Origin of the sequence: Sphingomonas paucimobilis NBRC 13935 (assembly GCF_000739895.2) — a bacterium.
GTDB classification, from domain to species: domain Bacteria; phylum Pseudomonadota; class Alphaproteobacteria; order Sphingomonadales; family Sphingomonadaceae; genus Sphingomonas; species Sphingomonas paucimobilis.
Genome location: NZ_BBJS01000010.1, coordinates 13,734 through 27,923, shown reverse-complemented (window position 1 = coordinate 27,923; position 14,190 = coordinate 13,734). Strand labels below are relative to the sequence as shown.

The 14,190-nt window shown below is 63.4% G+C and carries 25 protein-coding genes and 1 tRNA gene; 13 read left to right on the top strand and 13 right to left on the bottom strand.

Annotated features, from left to right (window positions below; genetic code table 11):
• Nucleotides 1-3 precede the first annotated feature (3 nt).
• The 10 genes from SP6_RS20750 to SP6_RS20740 all read right to left on the bottom strand — a co-directional run bounded on the left by SP6_RS20750 (nt 4) and on the right by SP6_RS20740 (nt 4,827).
• Nucleotides 4-339 (bottom strand): hypothetical protein, encoded by a 336-nt coding sequence (locus tag SP6_RS20750; protein ID WP_128130628.1) that lies wholly within the window; start codon nt 337-339, stop codon nt 4-6.
• Nucleotides 329-697, bottom strand: a complete 369-nt coding sequence (locus tag SP6_RS20745) for a hypothetical protein (RefSeq protein WP_128130629.1) — start codon at nt 695-697, stop codon at nt 329-331. Before SP6_RS20745 ends, SP6_RS20750 begins: the two co-directional genes overlap by 11 nt.
• Before the next feature lie 66 nt (nt 698-763).
• Nucleotides 764-1,126 carry a hypothetical protein gene (locus SP6_RS02685; RefSeq protein WP_128130630.1) on the bottom strand — a complete coding sequence of 121 codons (363 nt, stop codon included), beginning with the start codon at nt 1,124-1,126 and terminating at the stop codon, nt 764-766.
• Nucleotides 1,123-1,641, bottom strand: a complete 519-nt coding sequence (locus tag SP6_RS02680) for a hypothetical protein (RefSeq protein WP_042468434.1) — start codon at nt 1,639-1,641, stop codon at nt 1,123-1,125. The genes SP6_RS02685 and SP6_RS02680 overlap by 4 nt, the downstream gene beginning before the upstream one ends.
• Nucleotides 1,642-1,681: 40 nt before the next feature.
• Complete coding sequence (locus SP6_RS02675; RefSeq protein ID WP_128130631.1) at nt 1,682-2,293, bottom strand: hypothetical protein; 612 nt, start codon at nt 2,291-2,293, stop codon at nt 1,682-1,684.
• Nucleotides 2,294-2,484: 191 nt separating this feature from the next.
• Nucleotides 2,485-2,841: a hypothetical protein gene (locus SP6_RS02670; RefSeq protein ID WP_128130632.1), complete on the bottom strand. Its 357-nt coding sequence runs from the start codon at nt 2,839-2,841 to the stop codon at nt 2,485-2,487.
• A 13-nt stretch (nt 2,842-2,854) separates the two neighbouring features.
• On the bottom strand, nt 2,855-3,319 hold the full coding sequence (locus SP6_RS02665) for a hypothetical protein (protein ID WP_042468430.1): 465 nt from the start codon (nt 3,317-3,319) through the stop codon (nt 2,855-2,857).
• A gap of 47 nt (nt 3,320-3,366) precedes the next feature.
• Nucleotides 3,367-3,744, bottom strand: coding sequence for a hypothetical protein (locus tag SP6_RS02660; RefSeq protein ID WP_042468429.1), 378 nt, complete (start codon nt 3,742-3,744; stop codon nt 3,367-3,369).
• Nucleotides 3,745-3,776: 32 nt separating this feature from the next.
• Complete coding sequence (locus tag SP6_RS02655) at nt 3,777-4,292, bottom strand: helix-turn-helix domain-containing protein (protein ID WP_042468426.1); 516 nt, start codon at nt 4,290-4,292, stop codon at nt 3,777-3,779.
• Between the two features lie 88 nt (nt 4,293-4,380).
• Complete coding sequence (locus tag SP6_RS20740; RefSeq protein ID WP_042468423.1) at nt 4,381-4,827, bottom strand: helix-turn-helix domain-containing protein; 447 nt, start codon at nt 4,825-4,827, stop codon at nt 4,381-4,383.
• 125 nt (nt 4,828-4,952) lie between these two features.
• On the opposite strand from SP6_RS20740, the gene SP6_RS20225 reads away from it, so the two are divergent.
• The 12 genes from SP6_RS20225 to SP6_RS02585 all read left to right on the top strand — a co-directional run bounded on the left by SP6_RS20225 (nt 4,953) and on the right by SP6_RS02585 (nt 9,905).
• Nucleotides 4,953-5,255 (top strand): YdaS family helix-turn-helix protein, encoded by a 303-nt coding sequence (locus SP6_RS20225; RefSeq protein ID WP_165384322.1) that lies wholly within the window; start codon nt 4,953-4,955, stop codon nt 5,253-5,255.
• A gap of 196 nt (nt 5,256-5,451) precedes the next feature.
• Nucleotides 5,452-5,946 carry a hypothetical protein gene (locus SP6_RS02635; protein WP_042468417.1) on the top strand — a complete coding sequence of 165 codons (495 nt, stop codon included), beginning with the start codon at nt 5,452-5,454 and terminating at the stop codon, nt 5,944-5,946.
• Nucleotides 5,943-6,251 (top strand): Ogr/Delta-like zinc finger protein, encoded by a 309-nt coding sequence (locus SP6_RS02630; protein WP_113668063.1) that lies wholly within the window; start codon nt 5,943-5,945, stop codon nt 6,249-6,251. Before SP6_RS02635 ends, SP6_RS02630 begins: the two co-directional genes overlap by 4 nt.
• Before the next feature lie 112 nt (nt 6,252-6,363).
• Nucleotides 6,364-6,771 carry a hypothetical protein gene (locus SP6_RS02625; RefSeq protein WP_053003266.1) on the top strand — a complete coding sequence of 136 codons (408 nt, stop codon included), beginning with the start codon at nt 6,364-6,366 and terminating at the stop codon, nt 6,769-6,771.
• Nucleotides 6,772-6,891: 120 nt separating this feature from the next.
• The gene (locus tag SP6_RS02620) at nt 6,892-7,083 is read left to right on the top strand and encodes a hypothetical protein (protein WP_042468416.1); all 192 of its coding nucleotides are present in this window, start codon (nt 6,892-6,894) and stop codon (nt 7,081-7,083) included.
• A 91-nt stretch (nt 7,084-7,174) separates the two neighbouring features.
• Nucleotides 7,175-7,438: a DUF2312 domain-containing protein gene (locus tag SP6_RS02615; RefSeq protein WP_042468414.1), complete on the top strand. Its 264-nt coding sequence runs from the start codon at nt 7,175-7,177 to the stop codon at nt 7,436-7,438.
• The gene (locus SP6_RS02610) at nt 7,438-7,899 is read left to right on the top strand and encodes a hypothetical protein (RefSeq protein ID WP_042468413.1); all 462 of its coding nucleotides are present in this window, start codon (nt 7,438-7,440) and stop codon (nt 7,897-7,899) included. Before SP6_RS02615 ends, SP6_RS02610 begins: the two co-directional genes overlap by 1 nt.
• Nucleotides 7,899-8,138: a hypothetical protein gene (locus tag SP6_RS02605; RefSeq protein ID WP_042468412.1), complete on the top strand. Its 240-nt coding sequence runs from the start codon at nt 7,899-7,901 to the stop codon at nt 8,136-8,138. Before SP6_RS02610 ends, SP6_RS02605 begins: the two co-directional genes overlap by 1 nt.
• Nucleotides 8,135-8,413 carry a hypothetical protein gene (locus SP6_RS02600; RefSeq protein ID WP_045078026.1) on the top strand — a complete coding sequence of 93 codons (279 nt, stop codon included), beginning with the start codon at nt 8,135-8,137 and terminating at the stop codon, nt 8,411-8,413. The genes SP6_RS02605 and SP6_RS02600 overlap by 4 nt, the downstream gene beginning before the upstream one ends.
• Nucleotides 8,413-8,646 carry a hypothetical protein gene (locus tag SP6_RS02595; protein ID WP_042468408.1) on the top strand — a complete coding sequence of 78 codons (234 nt, stop codon included), beginning with the start codon at nt 8,413-8,415 and terminating at the stop codon, nt 8,644-8,646. The genes SP6_RS02600 and SP6_RS02595 overlap by 1 nt, the downstream gene beginning before the upstream one ends.
• Nucleotides 8,639-8,836 (top strand): hypothetical protein, encoded by a 198-nt coding sequence (locus SP6_RS02590; protein WP_042468406.1) that lies wholly within the window; start codon nt 8,639-8,641, stop codon nt 8,834-8,836. The genes SP6_RS02595 and SP6_RS02590 overlap by 8 nt, the downstream gene beginning before the upstream one ends.
• Nucleotides 8,826-9,905, top strand: a complete 1,080-nt coding sequence (locus SP6_RS02585) for a site-specific integrase (RefSeq protein ID WP_042468404.1) — start codon at nt 8,826-8,828, stop codon at nt 9,903-9,905. The genes SP6_RS02590 and SP6_RS02585 overlap by 11 nt, the downstream gene beginning before the upstream one ends.
• A gap of 115 nt (nt 9,906-10,020) precedes the next feature.
• Here the strand turns inward: SP6_RS02585 and SP6_RS02580 are convergent.
• From SP6_RS02580 to SP6_RS02570, 3 genes are all read right to left on the bottom strand, one after another.
• Nucleotides 10,021-10,097, bottom strand: a tRNA-Met gene (locus tag SP6_RS02580).
• 56 nt (nt 10,098-10,153) lie between these two features.
• Entirely contained in the window at nt 10,154-10,666 is a 513-nt protein-coding gene (locus SP6_RS02575; RefSeq protein ID WP_037568120.1) for a 2'-5' RNA ligase family protein, read from the bottom strand.
• Nucleotides 10,663-12,582 carry a potassium transporter Kup gene (locus SP6_RS02570; protein ID WP_037568034.1) on the bottom strand — a complete coding sequence of 640 codons (1,920 nt, stop codon included), beginning with the start codon at nt 12,580-12,582 and terminating at the stop codon, nt 10,663-10,665. The genes SP6_RS02575 and SP6_RS02570 overlap by 4 nt, the downstream gene beginning before the upstream one ends.
• A 298-nt stretch (nt 12,583-12,880) precedes the next feature.
• Here SP6_RS02570 and SP6_RS02565 point away from each other — a divergent pair, with 298 nt between their 5' ends.
• Nucleotides 12,881-14,158, top strand: a complete 1,278-nt coding sequence (locus SP6_RS02565; protein ID WP_007403956.1) for a threonine ammonia-lyase — start codon at nt 12,881-12,883, stop codon at nt 14,156-14,158.
• Nucleotides 14,159-14,190 lie beyond the last annotated feature (32 nt).

Below are 14,190 nucleotides of genomic sequence, written 5' to 3'. Positions count from 1 at the left end.
GGCTCAGTGGCCTGGCACCAGCCGTGTTATCACCGTCACGATCGCGGCAAGGGCGGTCAGCATGGCCGCCAATGTCGTGAACATCCACGTTTTACCGGGAAGATGGCGGACATTCTCTTTGATCGTCGCAAGATCGATACGAACCTCGCCTACGTCCTTAACAAGCTGGTCGACGTGTTTTTCCAGACGGGTAACGCGTTCCTGCATGGCATCGAATGTGCCATCCCCGCCGCCCCCTTTCAAGGGCGGTTGATCAGTCTGTTGGTCCACAACGCGAGACCGAGCTTGGAAATCAAACCGCACTACGCTGTCATAGGATGGGCGATTTTCATTCTCCATTGCTATCACCCCGCTCAATGACCCGACCGTTATTATCAAGAGGTGTATTGGTTGCAGTTGCCATTATGATGGTTTGAAAATGTTTTAGACTGTTAAGGCCATTATTGACCTCTGCTTGAAGATCAACGAATGCCGCATCGATTTCTAGCTGATCCCCAGCCCTCTGCGCATTCATAGCTCTTACGAGTGCGGCTAAGGCAAAATATGGCTTTTCGATAGCTACATAAAGCATATCAAGTGAAACCCGAGGGAGCTCGATTTCAACCGCCTGGTCTGCAGGGATTTCAAACCACTTTTCGATGAGAGCCGTGTCAATATGAAACTGACCTGAGCCGTCTTTCCAACTTTCATCAGTCATAAAAAAAGCCGGAAACGTGAGACACAATCGAGGCGGATGAGATATTCGACATAGCTACATGGCTTGTCATTTTAGGAAGTCCAGTATGTCGTCAACGGCGGTATCAGCACCAACCGCCTGACGAAAAGCCATTTCACGTAGTTTAGACATTAGGGAATAATAGCTTTCGTACCCAAAGGGTGCGGTTGAAACTTCATCCAAAGACTCGTCAGTTAAATGCTCAATCAACTCCCCCTGCAAGCTAAATATGTACAGGTTTTCGACCATACCGCTACCACTGAAAGAGGTATCAAGAGTTATTCTGTACGCGCCAAGCTCCGCCATGGGGTCTCTGTTCCCATTGAGCAACCAAGCTACGCTTTTTTCTTGGGTCTTCTTAAAAAGCCTAGCGACTAGAAGCCGATTTTTTCCTGATTGCTCTTCGCTCATTGAACCAACTCCTTGAAAACGCGCAGAGATTTCCCGACTATCTCGCGTCCAGACCGGATTGTTTTTTGAACATACGCTTTATCAGGCAAAACGCCATTTCCGGTTACCGAGTTTTCGATACCAGATATTATCTTTTCCAGCTTGATTGAATTTTTTCGAACCTCCTCTCCAAGATCGACTTTGTCAGCCTCTTTGAGAGTTAGTTCTATGCCTACACTATCAATTTTAATCGAAGTCATGATGCTCGCGATCATTTTCCAATCGACATCAGCCTCATCTAGCTTACCCATCATTTCTTGATATTTTGCGGCCATTCCGTTCGACTCGAAGATAGCGTCATAATGTGCAATCCGAGACTTTACCGCTTTAACCTCAGATTGAACTTTGGTTAGCTTATACCAGCCAAGGAAAAACGTGACGGCGGTTATTAAGAACCCAACTGCCCCAACCCAAAAGTCAGCGGCTTTGAGCAACCAAAAGCTTGTAGGGTCCGATAGCAATTGCCCGACGCTCATTATATGCGCCCTTCGGTGAGTATCGAAAACCACATGATGTTTAAATCTTCATCTGATCCAGCTTAACGCCTGCCGGTTCGCTCGCCTCGATATACTGCGCCACGCACATCATGACGGCGGCCTGGCCATCGCGCATATCCTCCTGAAAGGTCGACAGCTTCGACGGCTTGGCATCACCGTCCGCGATCTCCATCGCCGTCTCCATGGCGCGTTGGCGCAGGAAATAGGCGCCGCTGCACGTCTTTAGCGCGGCCTTCTCCTTATCCGCCGCAGCGTCCGGCAGATCCGCCGGTTCGATCGCTCTGATTTTTGTCCAACTGCCCTCGCACGCTTCCTGGCCCGCCTTCGCGGCCTGATAAAGGGTCAGCGGAGATCCCGACTTGGCGGCCTCCTCTATGCCGCCCATCATCGCATCGCAGGGCTTCGCGGCGGCGATGACAGCCTTGTAATTGGCGACGAAGGCCTGTCGCGCTTCGGCAGTTGCATCGGCCTTCGCTGGAGCTGTCGTGCCCGACGAGGCGGAGCTATTCCCCGCCCCCGCATCGCCGTCCGCCAGCGCCCCGATCACCCCGATCAGCACCATGACGCCAAGCGCCACACCGCATCCCAGACGACCGAGCTTGCGCCCGCCCTTCTTCGCCTCTGTTTCCATCCCCACCCCCAAGAATTGTTGCCGATCGACATACGATTTCCGGCCGATCCCATTCAGATCAAAGACAACTATCACCATTATGGGTGCATCGCCGCGACGACGCGCAAAAACGGCGGAAAACCGTCACCCCTGCAAAATCATACAGTACTTAATTGGGATGGCGGCCGCCGCCCTGCCCCGACAAGTGCCGGTTAATGCATGAATTTCTTGTCATGGCCGCGCATACCGCGCCGATCGAGATAGGCGTCCATCATCGTCCGACCGGCATCGAGCAAACGGACGGTCCCCTCCTCGTCACCGAACCCCGCCAGCCCCTTGGAAATCAGCCAGCCGATATAGGGCTCGGCGATCTCGCGCTCGACATGGGCCGCGACCAGCAACTCCTGGCGCGTCGCCACCTTGCCCTCCGCATCGACGATGTAGAGGATCAGCAGCATGTCCCAGGCCGGTTCGCCAAAGCCGCCCTCGACCTCGACGAACACCGCGTCCCGGTCGCGCCGCTCGATGAAGATCTCCGCCGCCATCCGCTTGCGCTCCGCCCGGATCACGGGCGGCACCCGGTCAGGCGACGATCGGCCGCCCGTCCAGCGTCTTCCAGTCCGGCTCGATCAGCCCGGCCGATCGCCGCGTCTGATACCGCCAGGCACCGGCCGCCGTCGCCAGCAGCATGGGATAGGCCCAGATCTGCAACTGGATCGCGTACCCCGTCGCCTGCATCGCTGGATCCAGCAGCTTGGCCAGGTGCGCGACGATCGCCGCCAACTGCCAACCCGCGACCCACAAAGGCCAATGCCGCGTCGACCGCGACGCCAGCACGGTCAGCGCCACCAGCAACGACAGGTCGACCAGCGCCGATCCCGCCGCCAGCGCCGTGTACGCGCGCCCGTCGACCAGCCGATGCACCGCTTCGTCCGACGCGAAGGCGCCGAGCTGCAACAGCGCCGAGGCCCGCTCGGGCGGTCCGCCCCGTGCCAGCGCATAGGCGCAGCACAGGGTCATCACCCCGAGAAAGAGGAAGAGGCTCATACGCCACCCCATCGGGCTCCGGACGGCACCGCGTCAACCCGGCCGGGTCAGGCCACATCCTGAACGATCGCCAGATGCGCGCCGGCATTGCCCGGCACCACCGGAATGACGTTCTCGCGCGGCGTGTCGCCATGGTCGCCATACGCGCGCGCCGGCACCGCCATGCCATCGGCGATGTCGCGGAAGCCATAATGCGCCGTGTGGACAGCCTTGCGCGCCACCATCAGCGTCTGTTGCGCCGCAACTACCTGGTCGATGGCATCATGCCCGGCGTGCAACGGCAGGCGCGCCGAGCGGCGACCCTCAACCGCGGCGGCCGATGCCTGCGCCAGCAGGACGAACGCCTCGTCCAGCAGCTTTTCCGCCCGCATCAGCGGCAGGCCCACGGCCTGCGCCACGCCGATCCTCGTTTCCATGCTCGCCATATCGACCTCCCGTGCGGGGGAGGCCCCCGCGATTATCCCGTGAGTCGATCGAAGGCGCGAAGCACCGGCTTTGCGACGGAGGGAAGTCCGCTACCCAGCGCCATAGCCAGCGCCAGGGCAGCGAGCGATGCCACCGCGATCAGTCCGATCCGACCCAGCGTCTGCAACAGCGAAAGCGTGTTGAGGCGCCGCCTTTCTCCCGAAGATGGCCAGAACGGGACCCCTTCGATCGACCGGTCATGGGTTAGGGTGGCGGCGGCCGGCGCCGATACCCATGCAGAATGGGAGTGCGATTCTGCAGGGGGTGTTTCGACGGGGGCGATCTCCCGCCCTTCCCCCTGCAAAATCGGGGTTTCGCCAAAGACCATCGCGGCCGCCTGGCGCCGATCGCGCGCGCCGGTCAGCTCGATCGCCTCGGCGATATACTTGTCCACCGTCGACTTGCTGATCCCCAGCTCCGCCGCGATCTCCTTCGACGTGGCGCGCCGCGACCAGATCAGTCGCAGGCATTCGCGCTGGCGCGGCGACAGCGTGACCGGCTCGCTCATGCGGGGTGCCCGGTGATGGGCGGGCGGCTGGTCCGCGCGACCCCGGCGTGCGAGCAGCGCTGCTCGCCATGCGAGATCGCCTGTTCGGTCACGGTCGAGGTTCGGAATTCGCTGTGGCGAGATCTGCGTCGGCTTCTGATGACGCCGGATCATGATCCGGCACGGTCCGCAAAGATCGCAGAGATGACAGCGCAATGGGAAGCTTACGTGCAAGCAGCCGAGCGTGCGATGCCCGCGACGCGTTCGGATCCAGCCCCGCCAACAGCCCCTCGAACATCAGGGCTAGAGCCTCCTCCGATCCAAGTGTGACCTCCAAACGGACCGTCACCGGAGAAGGAGGTGGTGGGGGCGGCGCGCCCTCACTCGGATCGTCTGTCTCCCCGGTCAGATACGCCGGCGTCGTCTCCAACACCTGTGCAATCTTATGCAGATAAGAAGAACCGTTCGGATTGTTCTTGGCGATTTTAGCTATGGCACCCTGGGTCACGCCAACGCGCCGAGCCAACCCGGACTGGGTCAGCCCAACGGCGTCCATGCGGGACCTCACTCGATCGCTTCTAATCACGGCCGGAAAATATAACCGCAGGAATATAAAACCATCGCACTTTGGTATTGACTCACCTATTCCGCGCGGAATACATCGGGGTCATGGAACAGCCCATGACCCCGGAAAATGCGTTCAAGGAAGCGCTGCGGATCGCTGGATCGCAGGCGGCCTTGGCGGAGATCGTCGGAAAACGGCAGCCTGCCATATCCAAGCGACTCCGGGGAAACTGTCGTGCTGAACCTTCGGAGGCGATAGCCATCGAGCATAGCACCGGTGTACCCCGTCACCTGCTGTGTCCTGACATTTTCGATCCCGAACCCATCTCCTCCGTACTCCCAGGCAACGAGGTGGTAGAGGGCGGCGCGCCGACTGTCCCCGGCAATCGGCGCGCCATTATGCAGTGTGTTAAGTCATGAATACGGCATTGTTCATGCACTGCCTGGGGCTCGCCAGCCTGACTGTAATGGGCGGGGCGGGGGCAATCGCCATCGCGACCATTTTCTCGGAATTGGACGAGAACTGGCATCGTATCACCGCTGCTCTCCGCGGTGAGGGCGGCTTTGCGCTAATGGACGAATGCCCTTCCGATAGCACGACGTCTCAGGGCGTGGCGTGACCCAGCTCCGCGCGCCCCGTACCTATCCAGACGCAATCACCCGTATCGCCGGTGCGATCGGGTGGGAAGAGGTGTGCCGCATCACCGGCCGGGCGCTGCGCTCCGCGCGCTACTGGTCGCAGACGAATTGCAAGACCGTCCCCTCGATCGCGCAGGCGCAGGCGCTCGACGCCGCCTATATCGCGGCCGGCGGGCAGGGATCACCCTTCTTCGACGCCTTCGAGTTCCAGCTCGGCATTCAGATCGAGCGGCAGGAAGCCTGCACGCGCGAACTGCTTGGCGAAATCGCCGTCGCCAGCAAGGAATTTGGCGAGGCCATGGCCGCCGCCATCCGTATCACCCAGTCCAACGCCTCTCCGCTGGATGTGCATCGCGCGCTCGCAGAGGTGGAACAGTCGGCCGGCGCGATCGACGCGCTGATGCGCCGCCTGACCAGTTTCCTCCCGTCCATGGCAACCGACGCGGGGAAAGACGGGGGTAACCACCAGTGAAGAAGAAGCTTGTCCGAATTCCCGGCATCGCCTGCCCGCATTGCGGATCGCGGGCGATCACGCGCGACAGCGTCCATATCGACCTGCTGACGCGCGAATTGCGGTGCGTCTGCGACAATGACCTGTGCGGCCACACGATGGTCGTGCAGCTCGCGGTGATCCGCTCGATCCGCCCCAGCGACGTGCCGAATCCCGCCGTCCGCCTCCCCTTTGGTCAGTGGCGCGCCAAGCCCGCCAATGATGACGAGAAGGAGCCGGTCAACGACAACCGGCCTGCGGCCGCCGAAAGCGCGCCACCCGGATGACGCCGCCCTGATCCGGGCGGCCTGACCGCCCCACCCCTGCCCCGTCTTTCCCCCGCCCGCGACCACCCCGTCGCGGGAAACGCCCCCGCTTTGCCACGAAAGGATCGCCGCCATGCTCCATTTCGCGCTCCCCTCCACCGCCGCGTGTAAGCCGCTCACCCCGGATGCCTATCTGATGCTCCGCCGCCAGGCCGCCCGCCTGTCGCACGACGATGTGGCGCGCCGCATCGCACGCGGGCCGGAAGGGGTCAGCATCGCCGCGCAGCTCCTCCGGTCGCTGGAGACGCCCGGCGTCCGCGCCAAGCTGCGCGCGACGCTCGACCAGTTGCGCGCCGTCTTCCCCTTCGACCCGGATGTCTATCATCAGCTCTACAACGCACCGGCCGGCGCGCATCCGCGCATCTGTCGCGGGTGCGGGGTCAGCGCCTGGGACATGGAGACATCGCCGGGCGTCGACGCCGGCGGCTGGCACGATGATGCGACCTGCCTGGCCTGCGCCACGCTGGCGGGGGACCGGTGATGGACCGCAAACCGGTTCCCGCCTGGGTTCGCCTACTCGGCGTCATCGTCGTCGCGATCGTCGCCATTCCCTTCGTGATCGTCACCATCGCCGCGCAGGCGAAGGACACGCGGCGGTGACATGGTCGCGACCGGCATCTGTCATGGCGACCGCGCCGTCTATCTCGGGCTCGGTCAGGCGCGTGGCAAGCATTGCGACGTGCTGGCGGTACGGGGCGCGCTCGCCTCGGTCCGCTTCGACAGCGGCGCGGCCTGCCTGGCGCTGGCCAAGGACTGCCACCCCATCCCGCGCCGCCCGCCCCCCGATTTCTGACCCGCCCGGCTCCTGTTGAGCGCCTCTCTACAAGAGTCGGCTCTGGCCAGAGCTGCAGACCCCACCCCACCAAGCACCACGGGAGACTGACATGATAACCGAAACCGACCTGTCCAAGATCGATCAGCAAACGGCGGATGAACTGCGCCTGCTGATCGAGCGCGCCGAGCGCCTGGAGGAAGAGAAGAAGGGTATCTCCGACGACATCAAGGATGTTTTCGCCGAGGCCAAGGCGCGCGGTTTCGACAAGAAGGCTGTCCGCACGATCATGAACATCCGCAAGAAGAAGCGGGAGGATTACCAGCAGGAAGAAGCGATCCTTGAGGTCTACATGCGGGCCCTGGGGATGATCTGATGTCGATCGCCACCACCTTTACACTTCGTTGCGATCGTTGCGGCACCGAACACAGCGTTGCCGATGACCAGGCGCGCCCGGACGGTTGGGGCGGCATCGCGGCGCGGCGTCACAGTGGTGGCGCTCGCGTCGGCAAGGACGGGATGGATGATCTCTGCCCGTCCTGCATCACCGATTTCCTTGCCTGGTTTGCCCAGGCGCCCGCCACCACGACGCCGATCGTCGAACCGGCCGTTCCGCCCCGCCCGATCTTCACCATCGAGGATCGGAGAAAGGCGGTCTGCTCGGTATCCGCCGCGCTCGAATCTGGCCTGAAGGATCTGCGTCAGCATCTGCGCGACGATCCGACCGCCATTCTTGCCGATGAACTCCCCACCACCCTGACCGACCCGATCGCCTTCCAGGCACAGGCAATAGTCGGGTGGGTCGTGCGACGCCTCAAACTCGAAGAACCCGCGTGATGTACGCCACCCTCACCCAAAGCCTGCGCGCGCTGGAGGTGGTCCGCGACGGCGATGTCCGCCGCGCCGCCCCCCTGACCCTGCGCGAAGCCCACGCCCGCGCCGCCATCATGACCCATGCGATCGGCGTGACCCTGCAACTCGCGGCGGCCGTCAAAGCGGCCGCTGCCGGCGACACCGCCCCGGCCATCGCGGCCATGGCGGCGCTCCGCCTGGACGAAGTGGAGGTGAAGTCATGATCTTGACCGCCGACCAGCGCGTCATGCTGGCCCGCCGCATCGCCGAAGATCGGCTGATCGCCTTAGAGCCCCCTTTTACCCCACCCGATTGGGCATGTGAGCTTCAGGCATACTCCTACACCCCGATCGCCTTCGTGATGACGGCAAACGGCGTCGTGGGGCCATGGCGCTATGCGGACGAGATCGATTGGCTCGATGCCGTGGCCGTTCGCTTCGAGACCCCATGGGGCTGCCCGATCGACCCCCGTGCGAATAGCGATTGGGACGATTACTGATGGCCCGCGTCAAGAGCACCACCAGCTCGGCTACTGCGGGCTGCGTCACCTGCCATGGCGAAGGGACTGGCTGGACCGGCCCAAACGCTTTGGCGCTGGCTGCGCGTCACCACGACGCGACCGGGCACTCGACATGGTGCGATACGCACCTGTCGGTCCGCTATGGCAAAGCGCAAGCGGACGCCCGCCAGATCGATATCGAGGACGCGATCCGGGGGGCCGCCCATGGGTAGCGCCCGCGTCACGTGGCATCAGACCGATCTGACCCGCGCGCTCAAGGCCGCGAAGAACGCCGATCAGCCGGTCGTGCGGACGGAGATCGCGCCGGACGGCACCATCAGCCTGTTCCACCTCGACGCCACGCCGGCGCCGGTCCCTTCCGATCCCTTCGACGCATGGAGAGCGCGCCGCGATGGACGTTAATTTGAAGGGGATCAACCGCGTCAAAGCCATTCTGAGCGACGGTACCAAGGTCACCTATTACTATGCATGGAAGGGCGGCCCGCGCCTGAAAGGCGAGCCCGGCTCGCCGGAGTTTCTCGATAGCTTTGCGGAAGCCACCCGCACGCGCCAGCTCGCCACCGACGATGTCGTTCGCGGCCTGCTCGACAAGTTCCAGGACTCGGTCGACTTCAAGGACCTCGCACCGCGAACCCGCGCCGATTACAAGAAGAAGATCGCCGTCATCGACGGCGAATATCATGATTTCCCCTTGGCGGCTTTGGAAGATAAGCGCACGCGCGGGGAACTGTTGGCCTGGCGTGACCGCCTGGCGGCTGTATCGCGCCGGCAAGCGGACTATGCTTTTGCGGTCTTCGCGCGAATCCTGTCCTGGGGACTCGATCGCGGCCATATCACCGCCCACCCCCTGCGCGCCGGCGGCCGCACCTATCGTTCATCGCGCTCAACTCGCGTCTGGACCACGGCCGATGAAGAGGCGTTCTATGCAAAGGCTCCGGAACATCTGCGGCTGGCCTTGTGCCTGGCGCTGTGGACCGGACAGCGCCAAGGCGATCTGATCGCGATGCGCTGGGGCCAGTATGATGGCTCGCATATCCGGCTGGTCCAGGCCAAGACCGTGTCCAAGGTTCGCCAGTCGGATGGGAAGCGCGTCGTCATACCAGTCGGGGCGCCGCTGAAAGCACGTCTGGACGCCTGCGATTCGCGACCGGCCGGGCAGCATATTCTCCTGACCCAACGGGGTACGCCCTGGACCGAGAGCGGCTTTCGCGCCTCCTGGCGCAAAGCCTGCGCGGCGGCCGGCGTCGCGGGCGTCACCTTCCACGATCTGCGCGGCACGGCGGTAACCCGCCTGGCGCTGGCGGGCGCCACAGCGCCGGAGATCGCGACCGTCACGGGGCATTCGCTCAAGGACGTGAACGAGATCCTCGACGCCCATTATCTCAATCGAGATCCGCGTCTCGGAGAGGCCGCCATTCGCAAGCTGGAAAAGCAAGCCGGGAGCCAGCGGGAACCGAAACCTCCCAAATAGGCCCCCAAACGCCTGCCACGCTTCCAGAAATCAACGACAAAAACCGAAGAAATCCGAAACCGACAGAGCCGGAAAAACCTAGCGATTGCGATGGTTTAGGGGATAATACACCGGGTGGTAGCGAAGGAGGGACTTGAACCCCCGACACGCGGATTATGATTCCGCTGCTCTAACCAGCTGAGCTACTTCGCCATGCCGTGGCGTTCCACCCGGTGGAGGCGCGCCTATAGACAGGCCTTTTTCGGCCGTCAAGCGAACAAATGACGCGACAGCATTTCCCAGGGGCCGCCCCGATACCACCAGGCACCCAGGCCGATCAGCTCGACGGTTTTCGGGCGGAAATCGCGTTCCATCTGCTGAAGAAGCAGCTTGGCGGTGGCCGGCGTCACCTTGTTCTGGATCGTCACATGCGGTCGCCAGCCGCCCGCATCCTGCGGGGTCAGCATGCCGGCAAAGGCGTCGACCAGTTCGCGACGGATCGCGACGAGACCCGGCGATTCGATGCGAATCGCGACGCCCCGGCCCAGCGACATCAACCCCGCCGCCTTCACGTCCGGCGCCCGGACACCGCGCGTGATACCGTTGAGCCGGTGCTTCAGCTCCGCCTCGACACTGGGCGGCAGGTGATGGAACAATGTGCAGTGCGCGTCGAGGACATTGCGCTCGGGCGGAAAATGTTCGCGGCGCAGCCCGTCGAACCAGCCTTGGTCGGCGCGGCCGAACAGGGCGGTGACGATGATGGGAGCAGGTTGCGGGCTCAGATTTCCACCTGACTGCCGAGCTCCACCACGCGATTGGTCGGAAGGCGGAAGAATTCCATCGCGCTCTCCGCGTTGCGAAGCATCCAGGAGAACAGCTTTTCGCGCCACAGTGACATGCCCGGCCGCTCCGCCGCGAGCAGGGTCTGGCGTGACAGGAAGAAGCTGGTGTCCATCATCTTGAACGCCCCGCCCTCCATCTCGACGCGCTTGAGCGCCGCCGGCACGTCGGCCTCCTCCATGAAGCCGAAGCGCAGGATCAGACGATGGAAGCCATGGCCGAGATCGTCCAGCTTCGCACGCTCCCCATCGGGCCAGTAAGGCTGGCTGACGATCTTGACGGTCAACAGGATGATCCGCTCGTGCAGCACCTTGTTGTGCTTCAGATTGTGGAGCAGCGCGTGTGGGACACCGTCGGGGGACGAGGTCATGAAGATCGCCGTGCCCGACACGCGACTGGCCGCGCCCGCCGCCGAATCGATGAAGATATGGATCGGCATCGTCCCCTCGCGCAGCCGCTGGATCATCAGCTTGCGCCCGGTCGACCAGGTGGTGAGGAAGGTGAAGATGATGAAACCGACCAGCAGCGGAAACCAGCCACCCGCCGGCACCTTGGTCAGATTGGCCAGGAAATAGGCGCCATCGACCAGGAAGAAGAGCGCGAGGAGCGGCACGGCGGCGAAGAGCGGCCATTTCCACAGCCGCGTCAGCGCCACGCCCAGCAGACAGGTATCGATCAGCATCGCCCCCGTCACTGCGATGCCATAGGCCGAGGTCAGGTTGGACGAGGAACGGAAGAACAGCACCAGCAGGATCACCATCACCATCAACATCCAGTTGATGAGCGGGATGTAGATCTGGCCGGCGGTCGCGGCGGACGTATGCTCGATGCGCAGGCGGGGCATGAAACCGAGCTGGATCGCCTGTTGCGTGACCGAGAAGGCGCCGGTGATGACCGCCTGGCTGGCGATGACGGCCGCGGCGGTCGCCAGTATGACCAGCGGTAACTGCAGTCCTTCGGGCGCCAGCATGTAGAAGGGGCTTTCCAGCGCCGCCGCACCCTCGCGGAACAGCAACGCCCCCTGCCCCATATAGTTGAGCATCAGCGCGGGCAGTACGAAGCATAGCCAGGACAGGCCGATCGGCCGCCGCCCGAAATGGCCCATGTCCGCATAAAGCGCCTCGGCCCCCGTCACCGCCAACACTACCGAGCCGAGCGCCAGGAACCCGCGCACCGGATCGATAAAGAAGAACTGCACCGCATAATGCGGCGACAGCGCGCGCAGGATGCCGGGCGTCTCGACGAAGCTGATCACGCCCAGTACCGCGATGGTCGCGAAATAGAGGAGCATGATGGGGCCGAAGAACAGGCCCACCCGCTCGGTCCCCGAACGCTGGATCTTGAACAATATGATCAGGATGGTGACCGCGATTGGCAGTACGAAACTGCCAAAGGCCGGCGCGGCGACGGCGAGCCCCTCCACCGCGCTGAGCACGGTGACGGCGGGCGTGATCATGCTGTCGCCATAGAAAAGCGCGGTGGCGAATACGCCGAGCAGAACGATGCCGCGCGACCAGCGCCGCGTCTTGGTCTGTCCCGACACCAGCGCGAGCAACGCCAGGCTGCCCCCCTCACCCTTATTGTCCGCGCGCATGATGATCGCGACATATTTCACCGACACCACGATCATCATCGACCAGAAGATCAGGCTGACGACGCCCAGGATATGCGCGGTGTCGAGCGGCAAGGGGTGATGCGGATTGGCGAAGGTTTCGCGAAAGGCGTAGATCGGGCTGGTGCCGATATCGCCGAACACGACCCCGATCGCGCCCAGCGCAAGCCGGGCGACGCCATTCTGGTGGTGATGCGGCTGGTCCTCGGTCGCGGTCGTCGCGATTCCGGTGGGAGCTATGCTCATCGTGATGCGGTCGAGCCGATGATGGGCGGTCCGGCGACTGGCGGGAACATCGGCACTATCCGTGGCAACCCTTCGATCATCGCCGCCCCCTAGCATGGCCCCCATGGGCCAGCAACGCGGACGCATTGCGCTTGTTTCGCGGCGAGGAGATTTGGCCGAACGAGCGATGCCATGTTGCAACAGTCCGTCCGGGCGAACGTCATTCCCCTCGCAGGGCAGAAATGAAGAGCCGCCGGGCTTCGTGCCAAAGCCCCCCCCCGAAACGGTTCACCTCCCGCCCGCGATCGGCTAGGGCTGGATGATGGTTAGTCGTTCCGCCCAAGAGGCAGCTCCGGAAGTTCCATTCGCCAGCGCACAGGCTGCGCCCATCGTCACGATCGACGATGTCCGCGCCGCGCATGCGCGAATTTCGGACCGGATCGTCCGCACGCCGACCATGATCAGCCGGACGCTGTCGCAACTGACCCGCGCCACCGTCTATCTCAAGTTCGAAAATCTCCAATTCACCGCCGCTTATAAGGAACGCGGTGCGCTCAATACGCTGCTCCAGCTCTCCGACGCTGCGCGCGCCAAGGGCGTGATCGCCGCCTCGGCGGGCAATCATGCGCAGGGTCTGGCCTATCACGCCAACCGGCTGGGCGTGCCTGCCACCATCGTGATGCCGCGCACCACACCGATCGTGAAGGTCGTCCAGACCGAGGGCCATGGCGCGACCGTGGTCCTGGAGGGCGATACGTTCGACGCGGCCTATGCTCATGCCCGCGTGCTGGAGGCCGAGCGCGGCTATACCTTCGTCCACCCCTTTGACGATCCGCGCGTGATCGCGGGCCAGGGCACGGTCGCGCTGGAAATGCTGGAGGACGCGCCCGACATCGACACGCTGATCGTGCCGATCGGCGGCGGCGGCCTGATCTCAGGGATCGCCACCGTCGCGGCGGCGGCGCCGCGCCCGGTCGAGGTGGTCGGCGTACAGGCCGAGCTCTTCCCGTCCATGTATAACCGGCTGAACGGCACCACGCTCCCTTGCGCCGGCGATACGCTGGCCGAGGGCATTGCGGTCAAGGAGCCGGGCGGCCTGACGTCGCAGATGGTCGCCGCGCTCATCCGCGAGATCCTGCTGGTCGACGAACGCCATCTGGAGGAAGCGGTCAGCGCGCTGCTCCAGATCGAGAAGACGGTGGTCGAGGGCGCGGGCGCGGCGGGGCTGGCCGCGCTGATGTCGCACCCCGAGCGGTTCCGCGGCAAGACGGTGGGTGTCGTGCTCTGCGGCGGCAATATCGACACGCGGCTGCTCGCCAATGTCCTGCTGCGCGACCTTGCCCGTTCGGGACGGCTGGCGCGCCTGCGCATCCGGTTGCAGGATCAGCCCGGCGCGCTGTTCAACGTCGCGCGCATCTTCGATCGCGAGCGGGTGAACATCATCGAGGTCTATCACCAGCGCGTCTTCACCACCCTGCCCGCCAAGGGGCTGATCACCGATATCGAGTGCGAGACGCGTGACGCGCTTCATCTCCACCGCTTGATCGAGGCGCTGCGCGCCGCCGGATATGAGACGACCCAGGTCGAATTGGCCTGAGCTCGGGCGGGGATCGGGCCCGATGCTGATCC